Genomic DNA, 20,372 nt, shown 5'->3' with positions numbered 1-20,372 from the left:
CTTACCCTAACGGCGATACTCATGCTTTTATCTAACCAGATTGAATTACTCAGTCCCGCCCGCGATGCAGGTATTGCCCGTGAGGCTATTTTGCACGGGGCTGATGCGGTCTATATCGGTGGCCCAGGCTTCGGCGCCCGTCACAATGCTGGCAACAGCTTGAGCGATATCGCCGGGCTGGTTGAATTTGCCCGCCGTTACCGGGCCAAAGTGTTCATCGCCCTCAACACCATTTTGCATGACGACGAGCTGGAGCCGGCACGCCGCCTGATCCATCAACTGTATGACGCCGGAGTTGATGCGCTTATCGTGCAAGATATGGGGATCCTGGAACTGGATATTCCGCCAATTGAGCTGCATGCCAGCACCCAGACCGACATTCGTAGCGTAGAGAAGGCTCGTTTCCTCTCCGATGCCGGTTTCTCCCAGTTGGTATTGGCGCGTGAGCTGAATCTCAGTCAGATAAAAGCTATCAGTGACAACGTCGACGCTGCCGTCGAATTTTTCATCCATGGTGCGTTGTGCGTGGCCTTCTCCGGCCAGTGTTACATTTCCCATGCTCAGACCGGACGCAGTGCCAACCGTGGCGATTGTTCGCAGGCGTGCCGGCTTCCCTACACCCTGAAAGATGATCAGGGGCGAGTAGTAGCGTATGAAAAGCATCTGCTGTCGATGAAAGATAACGATCAAAGCCGCAACCTGACGGCGCTGATCGACGCCGGTGTTCGCTCATTCAAGATTGAAGGGCGTTATAAGGACATGAGCTATGTGAAAAACATCACCGCGTACTATCGTCAGCATCTGGATGCCATTCTCAACGAGCGTTCCGATCTGACGCCGGCATCGTCAGGCCGCACGGAACACTTCTTTATTCCGTCGCCGGATAAAACCTTCCACCGTGGCAGTACCGATTACTTCGTTAACCAACGCCAGATGGATATTGGTGCCTTTGACTCACCCAAGTTCATTGGCCTGCCTATAGGAGAAGTGCTAAAGGTGGGTAAAGATCATCTGGACGTGGAAGTAAAAGAATCGCTGACCAATGGCGATGGACTTAACGTGCTGATCAAGCGCGATATCGTCGGCTTCCGTGCCAATAAGACAGAGAAAATTGCCGAAGGGCGCTACCGGGTTTGGCCTAACGAAATGCCGGCAGATCTGCATAAGCTGCGTCCACAGCATCCGCTTAATCGCAACCTCGATCACAACTGGCAACAGGCGTTGCTAAAAACCTCGGCGGAACGCCGCATCGCCGTCGATATTCTGCTGACACAAAGCAGCGACGGAGTGACGCTGACCCTGATCAGCGAAGAGGGCATCAGCGTCAGCCATACGCTGCAGGGCGAATTCGGCGCCGCCAACCAGCCGGAAAAAGCGCTTGTCACACTGCGTGACGGATTGAGCAAACTGGGGCAAACCCTTTATTACCCGCGTGACGTTCATCTTGATCTGCCGGTGGTTTGCTTCATACCCAACAGCCAGGTCAACCAACTGCGCCGCGATGCGGTGGACGCACTGGACGCAGCACGCCTGGCGCAAAACGAACGCGGTGGCCGCAAACCGGTTTCCGTGCCGCCGCCGGTTTATCCGGAAATGCACCTGACGTTTCTTGCCAATGTTTATAACCACAAGGCGCGTGAGTTTTACCAGCGTTATGGTGTCACGTTGATTGATGCCGCCTACGAGGCACACCAAGAAAAAGGGGATGTGCCGGTGATGATCACTAAGCACTGCCTGCGCTTCGCCTTCAACCTCTGCCCTAAACAGGCCAAGGGTGTACAGGGTGTGAAGGGGCGGGCATCGCCGATGCAGTTGGTGCATCAGGGTGAGGCGTTGACGTTGAAGTTTGACTGCAAGCCGTGTGAGATGCATGTGATTGGGAAGATCAAAAATCATATTTTGCGGATGCCGGTGCCGGGGAGTGTGGCAGGGGGGATCTCGGTAGAGGAGCTAATGGCGACGTTACCAGGGAAGAAAAAATAGCCTAGGTGATGAATGAAAACGGCTTGGTGTGGAAACGGGGCCGTAAGGAAATCGTTGCAATGTTATTTTCCTACAATGATAAGCCGATCGACTCACATTGATTGTAATCATTGTGTTAACTGCGGGATAATAATCCGTGCATGATGAGTCTGTACCCGCAGTTCTCACCGGATGAGGTCAGAAAAACAACGCCAGCGTTAAGTCCCTACGTTAATAGAGGTTATTTTGCGATTTGGCGCAATAACTGACTACCTAAAAATACGTAAGGTGTGGGGAGTTTTTTTGACGCAGCGCGCCCCGAGCACGCTGGGTAAGTGTGAATTTAACGCAGCTGATGTTGCAAGTGAGAGATCAATGTCGAATAAACCGTTCCATTATCAAGATCCGTTCCCGCTGAAGAAAGACGATACCGAATACTATCTGCTAAGCCGTGACCACGTTTCCGTCGGCGAATTTGCCGGCCAGGAAGTCCTCAAAGTTGACCCGCAAGCCCTGACTCTGCTCGCCCAGCACGCCTTCCACGACGCCTCGTTCATGTTGCGCCCTGCGCATCAGCAGCAGGTGGCGGATATCCTCAATGACCCCGATGCCAGTGAGAACGACAAGTACGTTGCGCTGCAATTTTTGCGTAACTCAGAAATCGCCGCCAAGGGTATTTTGCCAACCTGCCAGGATACCGGCACGGCGATCATCATGGGTAAAAAAGGCCAGCGCGTCTGGACCGGAGGCGGGGACGAAGAAGCCTTGTCGCGTGGGGTATACAACACCTTTATCGAAGACAACCTGCGCTATTCGCAAAACGCCGCGCTGGATATGTATCGGGAGGTCAATACCGGCAGCAACTTACCTGCGCAGATCGATCTCTACAGCGTGGATGGTGACGAGTATAAATTCCTGTGCATCGCCAAGGGCGGTGGTTCGGCTAACAAAACCTATCTGTATCAGGAAACCAAAGCGCTGCTGTCCCCAGGTAAGTTGAAAGACTATCTGGTCGACAAGATGCGTACTCTGGGCACCGCGGCCTGTCCACCATACCACGTGGCCTTTGTGATTGGCGGCACTTCGGCGGAAGCTACGCTGAAGACCGTGAAGCTGGCTTCAACCAAATATTATGATGAGCTGCCAACCGAAGGCAACGAACACGGCCAGGCGTTCCGCGATGTGGCGCTGGAAGAGGAACTGCTGAAAGAAGCCCAGAATTTGGGGCTGGGTGCACAGTTTGGCGGCAAATACTTTGCCCACGATGTGCGCGTAGTGCGTTTGCCACGCCATGGCGCTTCTTGCCCGGTGGGGATGGGGGTTTCCTGCTCCGCCGACCGTAATATCAAAGGTAAGATCAACCGTGAGGGGATCTGGCTGGAGAAACTGGAACATAACCCAGGTAAATTTATCCCACAGGAACTGCGCCGCGCGGGTGAAGGGGAAGCGATCAAGGTGGACCTGAACCGCCCGATGGCCGAAATCCTCAAGCAGCTGTCACAGTATCCGGTCTCTACCCGCCTTTCCCTGAGCGGCACCATCATCGTTGGGCGTGATATTGCCCATGCCAAGCTGAAAGAGCGCCTGGATCGTGGAGAAGGTTTGCCGCAGTACGTGAAAGATCACCCGATCTATTACGCGGGCCCGGCCAAAACGCCAGAAGGTTATGCTTCGGGTTCTCTGGGGCCAACCACGGCAGGGCGCATGGACTCCTATGTCGATCTGCTGCAGTCACACGGCGGCAGCATGATCATGCTGGCCAAAGGTAACCGCAGCCAGCAGGTGACGGATGCCTGCCATAAGCACGGCGGATTCTATCTTGGCAGCATTGGTGGCCCGGCTGCGGTGCTGGCACAGCAGAGTATCAAGAGCCTGGAGTGCGTGGAATATCCTGAACTGGGTATGGAAGCGATCTGGAAAATTGAAGTGGAAGATTTCCCGGCCTTTATTCTGGTGGATGACAAAGGGAATGATTTCTTCCAGAAGATCCAGGAATCTCAATGTACGCGCTGTGTGAAGTAATCTGATTGATAGCCGCCCCTGGTGGGCGGCTTTTCTGTGAGTAACAAGCTGCGATGTTTGTTATGAATTCGTCAGCCTTTGTAAAATAGTGTCGTCGCTTTGGACGCTCTAAATAAATCTGTATACCATTGCCGTGGACAATTTTGGCTAGGAAAAGTAATGGTGACGCAGGAAACGCATATCAAAGAGTTACTGGTCTGGATAGAAAACAACCTACGCAATCCACTATCACTGGATATTGTTTGCGAAAAATCCGGCTACTCGAAATGGTATCTGCAGCGCATGTTTCGCAAACAGACCAACCTGCCACTTGCTGCTTATATCCGCGCCCGTCGCCTCTATCTGGCGGCCTTCTCATTACGCTTTACGCAGAAAAGCATTCTGGATATTTCGTTGGAGTATCAGTTCGATTCCCAACAGACATTCTCACGCTGTTTCAAAAAACATTTCTCTGTCACACCTAGCGCCTACCGTAAGGCCCAAAATTGTGACTTCAGCCATCTGGTGCAATCGCTGTCGCTAAATCAACCTAGCGATATCTCTATTGACTATGTTGAGGTTAAACCAGACAGCTACTCGCTGGTCGGCCAGTATTATTCTTATCACATCGAGATTGAACAGTTGGGCAAATCCCACGCTGCAATTCGTGATGAAATAAAGGATCGTTTTTGTGATGAGTTTAGATTAAATCCAGACAAACTTTATGCGCTGACCAATTTTACGCCGGATGGTGAGCGGGTGAAGGTCGACTATTTTGTTGCGGTTGATAAAGCTATCGCCCAGGGTAAATCGTTGCTGGAACTCCCGGAAATCAGCGGCGGTTATTGCCGCTTTCGCTATGTTGGCAAGCCGGTAGCCCTTCATGAGTATATCGCCAGCGTTTATACCAAACTTCTGCCGCAGTTTAATCTGGTACGCCGTGAAGGATACGATATCGCGCAGCATAGCTACTCGCTCGATAGCGATGAAGAGCTGTACCTGGAATATGAGTATCTAATCCCGATTGTGCCAGATAAAGAATTCGCAGAGAAAACCGGCCCCTCACCCTAACCCTCTCCCACAGGGAGAGCAGCTGTGTTTAAAGTCAACGGGTGATGATTAATTTGTCACCCATTTTTTATTATCCCGCAGCATCGCATTCAGGATGGTTAGCAGCTTTCTCACGCAGGCGGTCACCGCCACCTTGAACGGTTTTCCACGCCCTGTCAGGCGCTCGTAAAACTCCCGGATTGTCGGGTTGTACCGCACCGCTGACAAGGTCGCCATGTATAGCGCTGAACGCACCGCGCTTCGCCCTCCCCAGATACTTCGCTTCCCTTTCATTTTTCCACTGTCATGGGCATAGGGACACACGCCAACCAACGCGCTTATTTTGTGCCGATTCAGCCTCCCCAGCTCCGGCAACATCGCAAGAAGCACCGCCATCGTTGTCGGCCCGATACCTTTGACTTCCTCCAACAACGTCGCCTTTTCCCGCCACAGAGGCATCACTTTTATTTGCCTGTCGATATCGTCATCTGCATCCCGGATTTCAGCGGTCAGCCAGTCGATATGCCGCTTGATGCCCGCTGAGACCACCACGTCATCGCAGCTTTTATAGCGGTTTATCTCCATGGTCCTGTTATCGACCAGTTGGCGACGGCGGGTCACCATCCCGGCCAGACGCTGCGTCTGTTCATCCGGTGTGGGGCGGGCTTCGGGCTCCATTCTCCGGCCAAACTCGCAGATGATACGCGCATCATTCGGGTCGGTTTTGTACAGGGTCCCTAGCGCACGAGCGAAGTTTTTTACCTGGCGTGGATTGACCACGGCCACGGGTAACCCAGCCAACTCAAGCGTGGCGGCCAGTAATGAGTGATATCGGCCTGTCGCCTCCATCACGACAAGCTTGACGGTGATGGCAGAGAGCGAACTCAGCAACTGCTGATGGCCTTCCGGTGTGTTATCCAGATGCAGAAGCTGCCGAGTTGGGTCGATGTATACGTCAAAAGTGTCTTTGGCAATGTCGATACCGACGGTTGCATGTTCAGTCATTTCAAGTCTCCCGGCCTTGTAAGATACGGGCTGGCTGATGCCGCCCTGGCAGCTGTTCGGGTTAACAGGAAAACTGACGCCACGCCATAAGCTCTCCCACGGGCTTGTTGTCCCAGAGGGGAATCGGGCTGTAGCGTCAGGTACAACTCGGTTAAAGTCTACCCGCCTTTGGGCGGGTAATTAAAGTACCTTAAACATACAAGGGGACCGATCGAGTGTGATTGAAATTGTTGTGATTTACCTCGGATGAGGGGGCGATCGAGGTTGTTGAGATTATCTGAACGCTTCCAAAAGAGCAGGGGCTATCAGCTCCCTCTCCCTGTGGGAGAGGGTTGGGGTGAGGGGTGATTCTTCTGCTGCACGATATCGGCCATCACAGCCAGTGCGATCTCCGCCGGGGTTTTACTGCCGAGCGGCAGGCCGATCGGCGCATGGATGCGGCCGAGTTCCTGCGGGCTGAATTCGGCGATCTGTTGCAGTCGCTGGCGGCGGCGATCGCTGTTCCGTTGGGAACCCATCGCGCCGATGTAAAACGCCGGGGTGTAGATCGCCTCCATCAGGGTTAAATCATCCATACGCGGATCGTGGGTCAGCGCCACAATCGCGGTGTTGGCGTGGCAACCGCCTGCCTCAATGAATTTGGCCGGGAACTGGCGCAGCAAGGTGATATGCGGTTTGAGCTGCGTGGCGAAGTTTTCCAACGCTTCCGGGCGGTTTTCGCATACCAACACTTCAAAGCCGAGTGCGCTGGCAAAGTCGGCGCAATACAGCGCCACGCTGGAAAGCCCGGCAATCAGCAACCGAGGAGCGGCGGCGATGTGCAACTGGATCTCCTGTTGGTTGCGCACGACCTGGGTTGCGCTGGCAAAGCTGGTGGTTTTCAGTGCGCTACAGGCATTGGGCAAGGTCAGGTGTTTGATCAGGGCATGATGGCCAGCCAATGCCTCGGCGATATTGCGCAAGTAGCTAATGCTGGCAGGGCCTGCGGGCAGATGCTCGATCAATACGTCCAGCACGCCACCGCAGGGCAGCGCCACGCTGGGGGTTAGCCCGCCAGCGCCGTAGCGGATCACCTGGCTGGCGGCTTGATATTCTCCCTCCGCCAGACGGCGCAAAAAGTCCTCTTCCACGCAGCCACCGGATAACGATCCACAATAGTGTCCGTCGCGGGTCGCCACCATCAACGCGCCAGGTGAACGTGGTGATGAGCCATAAGTGTTCAATACGGTACACAGCCATACCGGCTGCTGTTCCAGCCAGTTGATGGCTTGGCTGACTACGGTGATATCAAGATGCTGCATTAATTAACGGACTCGTTGGCCACTAGCTGAGAAGGGAGATCGATATCTTGCACGATGCTCGGTTTATCGAGATGGAGCAGGTAGACCTGCCCGTGACTGCTTAGCAGTTCCCGCGCACCATTATCGCCACGTAACGCACACAGTTGTTTGCGCAAAATGGCGGTGAAACCCACCGGGTGCCCGGGCTGTTGTTGGAAACAGGGGCGTACGATGTCGTGTTGGCTAAGGGCTGCGGCAACCTGTACAAAGATCTGCGTTGAAACAAAAGGCATATCCGCCAAATGGATCAGCCAGCCGTCCCAGTCTGCCGTTGCGGCTACTCCGGCAGCAATTGACTCACCCAGACCACCGCTGGCCAGTAAGGTGCAGGGAACCTGATGCGCGGCACACACCTGTTGCACCGGCAGGTTTTCTGGCCGGGTGACGACCTGCACCGGTAAGCCGGAGGCTAGCGCCTGTTGCAGCGTATGTTCAAACACCGTTTTACCCTGCAATAGGGCATTCAGTTTGTTGCCACTGCCACCGGCCTGAATAAAACGCTCACCCCGCCCGGCGGCGGTAATTACGATACCTGTCGTCATCTTTTCTGCCCGCGTTTGCGCAAATCAGCCACACTATAGAGGCATTATATATTTCCAAGTGTTTCATTTTATGAAAACAAAATGTTAATGCTCACATAATTTTGGTTATAAGCTTATGATTATAACGTCTTCGGCAAGGTTACCCGCGGTTGCGCAACAAAACCGATAAAAAACGACTTACCTCCATCCTTCGGGGTACGGCGCTAATGCCCGCATCTGGATACCAGGGGTAAATAAGAACGTAAAGGATATTTTATGAGCAATTTCAACCCGTCACGACGCCGCTTTATCAAAGGTGCCGTGATAGCGGGGGTGTCCGTCTACCTCGCGCCTCTTTACAGCCGCGCCTATGCCGCGTTGTTTGAGCAAAAGATCCTGCAATCGCCCAACTGGGATGCGCAGACTAAACGCATTCGCTACCGTATAGATGGCCGCTCCAAGGTCATGGGCCAGAAAGTGTTTGCCCGTGATATTCGTGCCGTTGATATGCCGCATTGGCCGCAGCAGCAGGCTCATGCCTTTATTCTGCGCGCCACTAAAGCCGATCGTCTGTTTACTGGCATCGATCTCTCCTTGCTGGGTGACGATCTGCAACCGGATCGGATAGTAACGGCGGAAGATCTTGAGCGTGACGGTTTGGCCTTCCCGGCGTTTTATGGCGATGACATGCTGCTGCCTACAGGGAAAACCCCAGCCTATCTCGGCCATGCGGTGGCAATCCTGATTTATCATGATTTTGCTCGTTTCCGCTTTGCCAAAGACAAGCTGAAATTCCGAGAAGAAGTGATCCAGTATGGTACTGAAACCGGCCCGTTACAGCGCGATCCTTGGGGCAGCTTCCGCTACGTGCGCGTCGGGGGCGAACAGCCATTCGATGACGATCGCTTCTCCAGCCTGAAAGACACCCCTATCTTCCCGCTGTCAATGCGCAGACATTTGCCGGTGTGGCCGGAAGGGCGTGAGGGCGGCAAGCTGGATCAGGAAGGCATGTATTACGCCGGGATGATTGCCGACCAGTTGCAAACCCCACCGCAGGACTGGTTGGTAATGTCACGCCGCTATACCACACAATCTGTTGATACTTCGGCCTTGGAGCCAGACAACGCCAACGGCTGGTTTGATACCGCCAGCCAGACCTTGCATCTGGTGATCCCGACCCAGTCCCCGCAGGAGGTGGCGGACGAAATGCCACGTATGTTGGCCAAACGTCATCAGCCGGTCAAACAGCTGATCCTGCACCCTTGTTACACCGTGGGCTACGGCTCAAAAGATCACTATAACTTCCCGTATTACGGTGCGGTTGCCGCGCTGTACGGTGACGGGCTACCGGTACGGCTGGCTAATGACCGTTATGAGCAGTTCCAGACCTCGATCAAGCGCCATGCCTTCGATATGGATTACCGCATTGCGGTAGACAAGCAGACGGGCATATTGCAGGCCTTCCAAGGGGCGATGACCGCCGACGGTGGTGGGCGCTGTAACTTTACGCCATCGGTGGTGATGGTTGGCGCGACGGCGGCACAGTCGATTTACTACTTCCCGAAAAGCGATCTTTCCTCTGTCGGGTTGGCCTCTCGTGCCATTGATGCGGGTTCCGCACGTGGCTACGGCACATTGCAAAGCATGGCCGCTACCGAGATGATGATGGATGAATTGGCACAAGAGCTGAAGCTCGATCCGATCGAATTTCGTTTGCGCAACGTGCTTAAGTCCGGCATGAAAAATACCCAGGGGGCGATCCCGGCAGGAGCCATTCGCGCCGATGAAGTGCTGGTAAAAGCCTCACAGCATGAGATGTGGCGCAAACGCGCCGAACGCAAGGCCGAGTTTGAGAGCCAATATCCCGGTAAGCGTTATGGCGTGGGTTTTGGGTGCGTGCAGAAAGACTTTGGCACTGGAGCCGAAACTTCCTTTGCTCGCGTGGAGTTCAGCGAGGACGGGCGTATCTCGCTGTATCACAGCGGGGCAGAAATGGGCACCGGCATGTCAACGTCGCAGTCGGTGCTATGTGCACAATGGCTGGGTAAACCGGCGGATGAGGCTCATTTCTCGGTGACCGATTGGTCCCTGTTGCCGATGGTGACCAGCGGCGATCCCTACACGATGTCGCAGGATGAGCAGGACAAGCTGCAAACCAATCCGAACTGGACGCCAAGCTACTGCTCACCTTCCAGCGCCAGCAACTCCGCTTACTATTTCTCGCACAGCACGCGCGAAGCGGCCCGGTTGGTGTTTGAACAGGGGCTGTGGCCTGCCGCGCTATCTATCTGGCAGTCTGGCATTGGTGGCGGCCAGGCGGCACCGCTGGTGGTGCGTAAAGAAGATGCTCGCTGGGTCGAGGGGGGGCTGACAGCGGCCGGTATGCAGATATTACCGTTTGAGCTGTTGGCGAAGAAAGCCTATCAGATGGGCAACCTGACTGGCGCAGTGGTGCACGTCTTCAACCGCTGGCAGTGGGCTGAAGCGGACTTCAAGCTGAATAATCACAGCGAGCGCCTGCCTGTCGACGGTTTGTCGCTACGCATTGGCAACGGCGAATTCAGCACTCTGGCACGTGAGCAGGTTTATTACCCGCCAACCCAACGTAATAACGCAGCTGTGACCTATTACAGCGCTGTGGGTACGCTGGTAGAAGTGGCGGTAGATATCGCTACCGGCAAGGTTGAACTGCTAAATCATCATTCGATTATGGAGTGTGGCAACCTGATCGTGCCTGAGCTGGTTTCCGGCCAGCTACAGGGCGGTTTGGCGATGGGGATCGGCCATGCGCTGCATGAGTATTTACCGCTGTACGAAGATGGGCCGGGTAACGGCACCTGGAACTTTAACCGTTACCATTTGCCGCGTGCCAGCGATGTGGCTGTCTGGAAACAGACCGGTGACATCCTTCCTGCGCTCTCGGAAACCGATCCGCCGAAAGGGATGGCGGAAGTGGTCATGATCCCTGTGGTTGCCGCATTGGTTAACGCCATTGCCCACGCCACCGGTCATCGGTTCCGTGATTTGCCTGTTCGTGCCGAAAATATTCTTGAGGTGTTACCATGAGCATTAAAACCCAACCCATTACCCTGACCATTAACGGCAAACAATATGGTCCCATCGAGGTACCTGAAGGGCTGATGATGATCGATTTTCTGCATGAATATCTCGATCTGACCGGCTCACGTCTCGGCTGCGGGCAGGGTATCTGCCACGCCTGCGTGGCGATCCTCGACCATCCAAGCGGCACCAGCGAAGAAATCCGTACCTGTATCACCGGTGCTCACTTTTTCAATGGCAAGCAGGTACGCACCATCGAAGGCGTTGCGCAGGTGGATAATCAGGGCGAAGTGGTTGAACTCTCGCCGATCCAGCAGTCGTTCCTCGATCACTACAGCTTCCAGTGTGGCTATTGCACGCCGGGCTTTGTCAATGCGGCCACCATCTTTGTCGAGAAGCTCAAGCGTGAGCCAATTCCGCGCGATCGGTTGGAAGGCGCGATTGAGCAGGCGTTGGAAAACCATATCTGCCGTTGCACCGGCTATGTCCGTTATTACGAGGCGGTGCGTGACGTGGTGTTGAAAACCCCAGGCTTGCTGAAGGAGACGGCGTAATGAAAAAACGTCTCGCATTGTTGATTGTGCTGATAGCGGCGATTGTCATCGCCGTGCTGTGGTGGCGAGAAAACCGCAGCTACGACGGCCCAGTCCAGCAGGTTACCGCCAGCAGCGAACAAATTGCCCGTGGGCGTTATCTGACGCAGGCTGCCGACTGTGCTGCCTGCCATACTGCCGCTGGTGGGGCACCGCTGGCGGGAGGCTATCCGCTGGATACTCCATTCGGCACCATTTATGGTAGCAACCTGACGCCTTCTGCCGATCAGGGTATTGGCCGCTGGACCAAGGATGACTTCTTCCTGGCGTTGACGCAGGGGGTGGCTCCGGGTGGCCGCCATCTGTATCCGGCGATGCCTTATACCTCCTACAAAGGCATTTCGCGCGAAGATGCGGATGCTATTTATGCCTATCTGATGTCGCGCCCGGCGGTGGACGTAGCCATTCCAGCCAACGATATGCCGTTCCCGTTCAACCAGCGGATGGCGCTCATCGGTTGGAATTTACTGTTCCGCAACAGCGATCCGCTACCCGCCAGTTCGCAGGGGAGCTCCGCCGAATGGCAGCGGGGGCGTTACCTGTCTGACGTACTTGGCCACTGTGGCGAATGCCATACGCCACGGGGCATGCTGGGGCAGATGGAAGTGAACAAGCCAATGCAGGGTGGCGATCTGGGACGGTTTATCGCGCCGGATATCACGCCACAGGCTTTGGCTCAGCGCGGTTGGACACCAGAGGATCTGAGCCGTTTCCTCAGCACCGGATTAGCGCCGCAGGGCTCGGCGTTTAGCGAAATGCACATGGTGGTCGATCTCAGCACTCGTCATCTGACGCCGGAAGATCATCGGGCGTTGGTGACCTACCTGATGGGCGATAAGCCACCGCAGCCTGTTGCCGTTAAAATCGGGCAGGGCAGTGATGCCGGGCGTATCACCTATCTCGACCAGTGTTCCGCCTGCCATGAGCGTGATGGTGCAGGTATACCGCATGTTGCGGTAGCGATGCGTGATAACGCCACGCTGCGCCAACCGGACGGCAAGAACCTGATCGTGTCGGTGCTGGATGGGCTACCAGCACAGCAGTTCCCCGGTAACGAAAGTATGCAGAGCATGCCGGGCTTTGCCGATCGTCTGGACGATGCGCAAATTGCCGAACTGGTGAATTACCTGCGTGTCACCTGGGGCGGGCTGCCGGTGGATATCACCGCCGAGCAGGTGAAGGCACTGCGTAAAGCCCATTAATGATGAAGAAAAACAATAGGCCCGCGTGCGGGCCTATTGAGCGTCAACAATGATATCAGTGGGTATTGGTGGCGCTTACAGCACGTTGGCCACGCTGCTTGATGAAGTAACCGATGCCGAGAATGACGAGCCATACCGGGATCAGCAGCACGGAAATCTGGATCCCTGGTGTCAGATACATGATCACCAGAATACCGGCCAAAAAGGCCAGGCACAGATAGTTGCTGAACGGATACCAGAAGGCCTTGAACTTCGGCTCGACGCCTTCATGGTTTTTCGCCTTGCGGAATTTCAGGTGGGCCAGGCTGATCATCGCCCAGTTGATCACCAGGGCAGACACCACCAGCGCCATCAGTAATTCAAAGGCACGGCCTGGGATCAGGTAGTTGATCAACACGCACAGCGCAGTTGCCAACGCAGAGAAACCGATGGCAACTACCGGCACACCGCGGCTATCCACTTTCAGCAGGGCTTTCGGGCCATTACCTTGTTTGGCCAAGCCGTACAGCATGCGGCTGTTGCAATAGACGCAGCTGTTGTAGACCGACAGCGCAGCCGTCAGGACCACGATATTAAGCACCGTTGCGACCATATTGCTGTTCAGCGCATGGAAGATCAGCACGAACGGGCTGCCACCTTCGACTACTTTTCCCCACGGATAGAGTGACAGCAGAATAGTCAGCGAGCCGATATAGAACAGCAGGATGCGGTAGATCACCTGGTTGGTGGCTTTCGGGATGCTTTTTTCCGGGTTATCGGCTTCGGCGGCGGTAATACCCACCAGTTCCAATCCACCGAAGGAGAACATGATCACCGCCATCGCCATGAGCAGCCCCATGGTGCCATTCGGGAAGAAACCGCCCTGCGCCCACAGGTTGGTGACGCTGGCTTCCGGGCCGCCCAGGCCGCTGAACAGCAGGTAGGCACCAAAGGCGATCATGCCAATGATAGCGACCACTTTGATGATGGCGAACCAGAACTCCATTTCACCATAGACCTTCACACTCGACAGGTTGATGGCGTTGATGGCCAGGAAGAACACGGCAGCGGAGATCCAGGTTGGGATACCCGGCCACCAGTACTGCACGTAAATACCTACCGCGGTCAGTTCTGCCATGGCAACCAGCACGTACAGCACCCAGTAGTTCCAGCCGGAGGCGAAACCGGCGAAGTTCCCCCAGTATTTATAGGCGAAGTGGCTAAACGATCCGGCCACCGGCTCCTCTACCACCATTTCACCCAGTTGACGCATGATCAGGAAGGCAATAAAACCGCCAATTGCATAACCAAGGATGACCGACGGGCCGGCCATTTTTATTGTTTGAGCGATACCGAGGAACAGGCCGGTACCTATTGCGCCACCTAAGGCGATCAGCTGGATATGGCGGTTTTTCAGGCCGCGCTTCAGCTGGTCGCCATGCTGTTGACCATCCATCAATGAAACCCTCTGTGCTGACATAATGCTCATTACCGTAAAGTAATGATTACGATGTGTGTTGTTTTTTGTTTACGACGTTATAGCTATAAATTCCACGGCGTCGCTACCGTTTGGCAGAGAATAATGGTATGTGCGAAAGTTTGCACCTGCTTTGTTGTTTGAATGATTAAGATTGCAGCAGTTTAGGCAACAAAATGCGGGTTGTGTGACGAGCGGGGGGATTGCGTGCACGAAATAAGCAATAACTCACAGAATTGGCAAAAATAATCGCCCTTGTTGTTGTTTTTTTGTTAACGATGCGGGGCTCGGTAAGCGGTTGTAAAGCGAAAATAACCCTTAATCTCCTTGCCATATAACCTGGGCATTGTTCTAACCAGAGGTTTCACAAAAGTTAAATTCGGCGGCTACCTCGTAAATGGTATTACCAACGCTGAGTTGCCGGTTTGCAAAGGCTTATGGATTGAAGTGTTAAAATGTGCGGCATTCATGATTTCGATCAAGGCCCATATGGACAGCAGGTGAATACTTTGTTACTTTACCGTCACGTTTTTGAAATTGGTATTACCAATTGACTCCGGGCACTTCGCAGAGAAGAAATCACCCATGGCCTACAGCAAAATCCGCCAACCCAAGTTGTCAGATGTTATCGAGCAGCAGCTCGAATACCTGATCCTCGAGGGTACGCTACGTCCAGGCGAAAAGCTGCCTCCAGAGCGCGAGTTGGCGAAACAGTTTGATGTTTCCCGTCCTTCTCTGAGAGAGGCAATTCAGCGTCTGGAAGCTAAAGGGCTGCTCCTGCGTCGCCAGGGAGGCGGCACCTTTGTACAAACTAATCTGTGGCAGAGCTTCAGCGATCCGCTGGCTGAGCTGCTGGCCGATCATCCTGAATCACAATTCGACCTGCTCGAAACCCGTCATGCTCTCGAAGGTATCGCTGCCTATTATGCGGCGTTGCGTGGGACTGACGAAGATCTGGCGCGCATCCGCGACTGCCATCATGTGATCCAGCAAGCTCAGGACAGTGGCGATCTAGACGCCGAAGCCGACGCGGTCATGCAATACCAAATTGCCGTGACCGAGGCTGCCCACAACGTTGTGTTACTCCATCTGCTGCGCTGTATGGGCCCGATGCTGGAACAGAACGTTCGTCAGAACTTTGAATTGCTCTACTCGCGCCGTGAGATGTTGGCAACAGTGAGTAGCCATCGCGCCGGGATCTTTGAGGCGATTGTGGCACGCGAACCTGAAAAGGCCCGTGAAGCCTCGCACCGCCATTTGGCGTTTATCGAGGAAATTTTGCTGGATCTCAGCAGAGAACACACCCGGCGTGATCGATCGCTGCGGCGTCTCCAGCAACGCAAGGATTAAGAGTGGTTCTCTTCAAGGCACACCAGCTTGTAGAGATAAAGCTCGGAGTGCTTAATTAAGTACTTAAGCGGCAACCAAACTGATGAGCCTGTCTTCGTGCGTTTTATGACAGAACGCACGAAGACAGGCTCCAAACAAACCATTAGACAGATAAGGAATACCACCATGTCAGAACGTTTAAACAATGACGTGGATCCGATCGAAACCCGCGACTGGCTGCAGGCGATCGAATCGGTCATCCGTGAAGAGGGTGTTGAACGCGCTCAGTTCCTGATTGATCAGGTGCTGGGAGAAGCCCGTAAGGGCGGTGTTAGCGTTGCAGCGGGTGCTGCGGCTAACAACTACGTCAACACCATCGCGGTAGAAGACGAACCGGCATACCCGGGCAACCTGGATCTGGAGCGTCGTATTCGTTCTGCCATCCGTTGGAACGCCGTGATGACCGTGTTGCGTGCTTCCAAGAAAGATCTGGATCTGGGCGGCCACATGGCTTCCTTCCAATCTTCTGCGACCTTCTATGAAGTCTGCTTTAACCACTTCTTCCGTGCTCGCAACGAGAAAGACGGCGGCGATCTGGTTTACTTCCAGGGCCACATCTCTCCGGGCGTTTATGCACGTGCCTTCCTTGAAGGCCGCCTGACCGAAGATCAAATGAACAACTTCCGTCAGGAAGTGCACGGTAAAGGCCTGTCCTCTTACCCGCATCCAAAACTGATGCCTGAATTCTGGCAGTTCCCGACCGTCTCCATGGGTCTGGGCCCAATCAGCGCCATCTATCAGGCCAAGTTCCTCAAGTATCTGGAACACCGTGGTCTGAAAGATACCTCTGGCCAGACCGTTTATGCCTTCCTGGGCGACGGCGAGATGGACGAACCAGAATCCAAAGGTGCGATCACCATCGCAACCCGTGAGAAGCTGGACAACCTGGTCTTCGTCATCAACTGCAACCTGCAGCGTCTGGATGGCCCGGTTACCGGTAACGGCAAGATCATCAACGAGCTGGAAGGTATCTTCGCAGGTGCTGGCTGGCAGGTGCTGAAAGTGATCTGGGGCGGTCGTTGGGATGAACTGCTGCGTAAAGACACCAGCGGCAAGCTGATCCAACTGATGAACGAAACCCTGGACGGCGACTACCAGACCTTCAAATCCAAAGACGGTGCTTACGTGCGTGAGCACTTCTTCGGCCGCTTCCCGGAAACCGCCGCGCTGGTCAAAGATATGACCGACGACGAAATCTGGGCGCTGAACCGTGGTGGTCACGATCCGAAGAAAGTCTTTGCTGCACTGAAAAAAGCGCAGGATACCCAAGGCAAACCAACCGTGATCCTGGCCCATACCATCAAAGGTTACGGCATGGGTGAAACCGCGGAAGGTAAAAACATCGCTCACCAGGTGAAGAAAATGAACATGGAAGGGGTTCACCACTTCCGCGATCGTTTCAACGTGCCAGTGGCCGATGCTGACATCGAAAAACTGCCATACATCACCTTCGAGAAAGACTCCGAAGAGTACAAGTATCTGCACGAACGCCGTCAGGCGCTGCAAGGCTATGTACCAACTCGTCTGCCTAACTTCACCGAGAAGCTGGAAATGCCAGCTCTGGAAGATTTCAGCTCACTGCTGGAAGAGCAGAACAAAGAGATTTCTACCACCATCGCCTTTGTGCGTGCCTTGAACGTGATGTTGAAGAACAAGTCGATCAAAGATCGCCTGGTGCCAATCATCGCCGACGAAGCTCGTACCTTCGGTATGGAAGGTCTGTTCCGTCAGATCGGTATCTACAGCCCGAACGGCCAGCAGTACACCCCGCAGGACCGTGAGCAGGTGGCGTACTACAAAGAAGACGAGAAAGGCCAGATCCTGCAGGAAGGTATCAACGAACTGGGCGCAGCCTCTTCCTGGTTGGCCGCAGCGACTTCCTACAGCACCAACGATCTGCCAATGATCCCGTTCTACATCTACTACTCCATGTTCGGTTTCCAACGTATCGGCGACCTGTGCTGGGCAGCGGGTGACCAACAGGCGCGTGGCTTCCTGATCGGCGGGACTTCAGGGCGTACTACCCTGAACGGTGAAGGTCTGCAGCACGAAGATGGCCACAGCCATATTCAGTCTCTGACCATCCCTAACTGTATCTCCTACGATCCGGCTTACGCGTATGAAGTGGCAGTGATCATGCATGACGGCCTGGTGCGTATGTACGGTGACGCGCAAGAAAACGTCTACTACTACCTGACCACGCTGAACGAAAACTACCACATGCCAGCCATGCCACAGGGCGCAGAAGAGGGTATCCGTAAAGGTATCTACAAGCTGGAAACTCTGGAAGGTAGCAAAGGTAAAGTACAGCTGTTGGGCTCCGGTGCGATCCTGCGTCATGTGCGTGAAGCTGCGCAGATCCTGGCGAAAGACTACGGCGTGGGTTCTGACACCTACAGCGTAACTTCCTTCACCGAACTGGCGCGTGATGGTCAGGACTGTGAGCGTTGGAACATGCTGCACCCAACCGAAACCCCACGTGTGCCTTACATCGCTCAGGTGATGAATGAGGCGCCAGCGGTAGCGTCTACCGACTACATGAAGCTGTTCGCAGAGCAGGTTCGTACTTTCGTACCAGCCAGCGATTATCGCGTACTGGGTACTGACGGCTTCGGTCGTTCAGACAGCCGCGAAAACCTGCGTCACCACTTCGAAGTTGATGCTTCCTACGTGGTGGTTGCTGCTCTGGGTGAACTGGCTAAACGCGGTGACATTGAAGCTTCTGTGGTCGCTGATGCGATTAAGAAATTCGACATCAACCCAGAAAAAGTTAACCCGCGTCTGGCATAAGAGGTACTGAACAATGTCTATCGAAATCAAAGTGCCGGACATCGGTGCAGATGAAGTTGAAATCACCGAGATCCTGGTGAAGGTTGGCGATAAGGTTGAAGTTGAACAATCGCTGATCACCGTGGAAGGCGACAAAGCCTCCATGGAAGTGCCTTCGCCGCAGGCTGGCGTGGTCAAAGAGATCAAAGTGGCCGTCGGTGATAAAACCGAGACTGGCAAACTGCTGATGATCTTTGAAGCAGAAGGTGCGGCCGCTGCCGCACCAGCCGCCAAGGCAGAAGAAAAACCGGCCGCGGCTCCTGCTGCTGCCGCAGCCAAAGACGTTGAAGTACCGGACATCGGGGCTGATGAAGTTGAAGTCACCGAGATCCTGGTGAAGGTTGGCGATACCGTGACTGCCGAGCAGTCTCTGATCACCGTAGAAGGCGACAAGGCCTCTATGGAAGTGCCTGCACCGTTCGCTGGTACCGTGAAAGAGATCAAAATCAACACCGGTGACAAAGTGAAAACCGGTTCCCTGATTATGGTCTTCGAAGTGGCTGGCGCGGCTTCTGCTGCCCCTGCTGCTGCGGCTACCCAGGCGGCTCCGGCTGCTGCCCCTGCGGCAAGCGCGGCGAAAAACGTCGAAGTGCCAGACATTGGCGGCGACGAAGTAGAAGTGACCGAAGTGATGGTGAAAGTGGGCGATAAAGTTGCCGCTGAGCAGTCACTGATCACCGTTGAAGGTGACAAGGCTTCTATGGAAGTTCCGGCTCCGTTCGCGGGCACCGTGAAAGAAATCAAAATCGCTACCGGCGACAAAGTGAAAACCGGTTCTCTGATCATGGTGTTCGAAGTGGAAGGCGCTGCACCAGCACCTGCCGCTGCTCCGGCCCAGAAAGCAGAAGCTGCTCCGGCTCCGGTCAAGCAGGAAGCCAAAGCGGCTGCACCTGCCGCCGCCGCCGGTAAAGGCGAGTTCGCTGAAAACGACGCCTACGTTCACGCGACCCCAGTCATCCGCCGCTTGGCGCGTGAGTTCGGTGTTAACCTGGCAAAAGTGAAGGGCACAGGTCGTAAAGGCCGTATCCTGCGCGAAGACGTTCAGGCTTACGTGAAAGACGCGGTCAAACGCGCCGAAGCCGCTCCTGCCGCTACCGGTGGTGGCCTGCCAGGCATGTTGCCTTGGCCGAAAGTGGACTTCAGCAAGTTTGGTGAGATCGAAGAAGTTGAACTGGGCCGCATCCAGAAAATCTCTGGTGCCAACCTGAGCCGCAACTGGGTGATGATCCCGCACGTGACTCACTTCGACAAAACCGATATCACCGATCTGGAAGCGTTCCGCAAGCAGCAGAACGACGAAGCTGCCAAGCGTAAGCTGGACGTGAAGTTCACCCCGGTGGTGTTCATCATGAAAGCCGTTGCCGCTGCCCTGGAGCAGATGCCACGCTTCAACAGCTCACTGTCCGAAGATGGCCAGAAGCTGACGCTGAAGAAATACATCAACATCGGCGTGGCGGTAGATACGCCAAATGGCCTGGTGGTTCCGGTATTCAAGGATGTGAACAAGAAGAGCATCACTGAGCTGTCCCGTGAACTGATGGCGATCTCCAAAAAAGCGCGTGACGGTAAGTTGACCGCAGGCGAAATGCAGGGCGGTTGCTTCACCATCTCCAGCCTGGGCGGTATCGGGACTACTCACTTCGCGCCGATTGTTAACGCGCCGGAAGTGGCTATCCTGGGTGTCTCCAAGTCTGCGATGGAGCCGGTCTGGAACGGTAAAGAGTTCACGCCGCGCCTGATGATGCCAATGTCGCTCTCCTTCGACCACCGTGTGATTGACGGTGCTGACGGTGCGCGCTTTATCACCATCATCAACAACATGCTGGCCGACATTCGCCGTCTGGTGATGTAATGAAAAAAGGGCGCAGCATGCTGCGCCCTTAGTAATTCAGTAGCAGTTTTGTCGGGTTTTGCATGACTCGACAGAATTGTTGGGACACGGGTCACTCGAACACGCTTTGCAG

The 20,372-nt window shown here is 54.7% G+C and carries 13 protein-coding genes; 9 read left to right on the top strand and 4 right to left on the bottom strand.

Annotated elements, in window-relative coordinates:
- The first annotated feature begins 21 nt into the window (after window positions 1-21).
- From KGP21_RS23485 to KGP21_RS23475, 3 genes are all read left to right on the top strand, one after another.
- Complete coding sequence (locus KGP21_RS23485) at window positions 22-1,983, top strand: U32 family peptidase (RefSeq protein ID WP_223500333.1); 1,962 nt, start codon at window positions 22-24, stop codon at window positions 1,981-1,983.
- Window positions 1,984-2,337: 354 nt separating this feature from the next.
- Entirely contained in the window at window positions 2,338-3,984 is a 1,647-nt protein-coding gene (fumA, locus tag KGP21_RS23480) for a class I fumarate hydratase FumA (RefSeq protein WP_021806280.1), read from the top strand.
- Window positions 3,985-4,143: 159 nt separating this feature from the next.
- The gene (locus KGP21_RS23475) at window positions 4,144-5,034 is read left to right on the top strand and encodes a helix-turn-helix domain-containing protein (RefSeq protein ID WP_223536368.1); all 891 of its coding nucleotides are present in this window, start codon (window positions 4,144-4,146) and stop codon (window positions 5,032-5,034) included.
- A 48-nt stretch (window positions 5,035-5,082) separates the two neighbouring features.
- Here the strand turns inward: KGP21_RS23475 and KGP21_RS23470 are convergent, their stop codons facing one another.
- The 3 genes from KGP21_RS23470 to KGP21_RS23460 form a co-directional block, all read right to left on the bottom strand.
- On the bottom strand, window positions 5,083-6,018 hold the full coding sequence (locus KGP21_RS23470) for an IS110 family transposase (protein ID WP_059199132.1): 936 nt from the start codon (window positions 6,016-6,018) through the stop codon (window positions 5,083-5,085).
- Window positions 6,019-6,323: 305 nt separating this feature from the next.
- Entirely contained in the window at window positions 6,324-7,319 is a 996-nt protein-coding gene (locus KGP21_RS23465; protein ID WP_223536367.1) for an XdhC family protein, read from the bottom strand.
- Entirely contained in the window at window positions 7,319-7,900 is a 582-nt protein-coding gene (locus tag KGP21_RS23460; RefSeq protein ID WP_021806276.1) for an NTP transferase domain-containing protein, read from the bottom strand. The genes KGP21_RS23465 and KGP21_RS23460 overlap by 1 nt, the downstream gene beginning before the upstream one ends.
- A gap of 255 nt (window positions 7,901-8,155) precedes the next feature.
- Here KGP21_RS23460 and KGP21_RS23455 point away from each other — a divergent pair, with 255 nt between their 5' ends.
- The 3 genes from KGP21_RS23455 to KGP21_RS23445 are packed head-to-tail and all read left to right on the top strand — an operon-like array spanning window position 8,156 to window position 12,734.
- On the top strand, window positions 8,156-10,945 hold the full coding sequence (locus tag KGP21_RS23455) for a xanthine dehydrogenase family protein molybdopterin-binding subunit (RefSeq protein ID WP_223536363.1): 2,790 nt from the start codon (window positions 8,156-8,158) through the stop codon (window positions 10,943-10,945).
- Window positions 10,942-11,493, top strand: a complete 552-nt coding sequence (locus KGP21_RS23450; protein WP_021806274.1) for a (2Fe-2S)-binding protein — start codon at window positions 10,942-10,944, stop codon at window positions 11,491-11,493. The genes KGP21_RS23455 and KGP21_RS23450 overlap by 4 nt, the downstream gene beginning before the upstream one ends.
- Complete coding sequence (locus tag KGP21_RS23445; RefSeq protein WP_223536360.1) at window positions 11,493-12,734, top strand: cytochrome c; 1,242 nt, start codon at window positions 11,493-11,495, stop codon at window positions 12,732-12,734. Before KGP21_RS23450 ends, KGP21_RS23445 begins: the two co-directional genes overlap by 1 nt.
- 55 nt (window positions 12,735-12,789) lie before the next feature.
- On the opposite strand, the gene KGP21_RS23440 is transcribed toward KGP21_RS23445, so the two are convergent.
- On the bottom strand, window positions 12,790-14,169 hold the full coding sequence (locus KGP21_RS23440) for an amino acid permease (RefSeq protein ID WP_021806272.1): 1,380 nt from the start codon (window positions 14,167-14,169) through the stop codon (window positions 12,790-12,792).
- A gap of 606 nt (window positions 14,170-14,775) precedes the next feature.
- Between KGP21_RS23440 and pdhR the strand changes: the two genes are divergently transcribed.
- From pdhR to aceF, 3 genes are all read left to right on the top strand, one after another.
- Entirely contained in the window at window positions 14,776-15,540 is a 765-nt protein-coding gene (gene pdhR, locus KGP21_RS23435; protein WP_021179689.1) for a pyruvate dehydrogenase complex transcriptional repressor PdhR, read from the top strand.
- Window positions 15,541-15,705: 165 nt separating this feature from the next.
- Window positions 15,706-18,369, top strand: coding sequence for a pyruvate dehydrogenase (acetyl-transferring), homodimeric type (gene aceE / locus KGP21_RS23430; protein WP_021179690.1), 2,664 nt, complete (start codon window positions 15,706-15,708; stop codon window positions 18,367-18,369).
- Window positions 18,370-18,382: 13 nt separating this feature from the next.
- A complete protein-coding gene (gene aceF / locus KGP21_RS23425; protein WP_223498339.1) occupies window positions 18,383-20,260 on the top strand; it encodes a pyruvate dehydrogenase complex dihydrolipoyllysine-residue acetyltransferase in 1,878 nt (625 codons plus the stop codon).
- Window positions 20,261-20,372: the final 112 nt, after the last annotated feature.

The organism is Serratia sp. JSRIV004 (assembly GCF_019968705.1).
GTDB classification, from domain to species: Bacteria; Pseudomonadota; Gammaproteobacteria; order Enterobacterales; family Enterobacteriaceae; genus Chania; species Chania fonticola_B.
This window is presented reverse-complemented; position numbering and strand designations above follow the sequence as displayed.

Excerpts from the sequence above, each read along its gene's own strand:
- KGP21_RS23485 (WP_223500333.1), top strand. The coding sequence starts at position 22 with ATGCTTTTATCTAACCAGATTGAATTACTCAGTCCCGCCCGCGATGCA.
- fumA (WP_021806280.1), top strand. The coding sequence starts at position 2,338 with ATGTCGAATAAACCGTTCCATTATCAAGATCCGTTCCCGCTGAAGAAA.
- KGP21_RS23475 (WP_223536368.1), top strand. The coding sequence starts at position 4,144 with ATGGTGACGCAGGAAACGCATATCAAAGAGTTACTGGTCTGGATAGAA.
- KGP21_RS23470 (WP_059199132.1), bottom strand. The coding sequence starts at position 6,018 with ATGACTGAACATGCAACCGTCGGTATCGACATTGCCAAAGACACTTTT.
- KGP21_RS23465 (WP_223536367.1), bottom strand. The coding sequence starts at position 7,319 with ATGCAGCATCTTGATATCACCGTAGTCAGCCAAGCCATCAACTGGCTG.
- KGP21_RS23460 (WP_021806276.1), bottom strand. The coding sequence starts at position 7,900 with ATGACGACAGGTATCGTAATTACCGCCGCCGGGCGGGGTGAGCGTTTT.
- KGP21_RS23455 (WP_223536363.1), top strand. The coding sequence starts at position 8,156 with ATGAGCAATTTCAACCCGTCACGACGCCGCTTTATCAAAGGTGCCGTG.
- KGP21_RS23450 (WP_021806274.1), top strand. The coding sequence starts at position 10,942 with ATGAGCATTAAAACCCAACCCATTACCCTGACCATTAACGGCAAACAA.
- KGP21_RS23445 (WP_223536360.1), top strand. The coding sequence starts at position 11,493 with ATGAAAAAACGTCTCGCATTGTTGATTGTGCTGATAGCGGCGATTGTC.
- KGP21_RS23440 (WP_021806272.1), bottom strand. The coding sequence starts at position 14,169 with ATGGATGGTCAACAGCATGGCGACCAGCTGAAGCGCGGCCTGAAAAAC.
- pdhR (WP_021179689.1), top strand. The coding sequence starts at position 14,776 with ATGGCCTACAGCAAAATCCGCCAACCCAAGTTGTCAGATGTTATCGAG.
- aceE (WP_021179690.1), top strand. The coding sequence starts at position 15,706 with ATGTCAGAACGTTTAAACAATGACGTGGATCCGATCGAAACCCGCGAC.
- aceF (WP_223498339.1), top strand. The coding sequence starts at position 18,383 with ATGTCTATCGAAATCAAAGTGCCGGACATCGGTGCAGATGAAGTTGAA.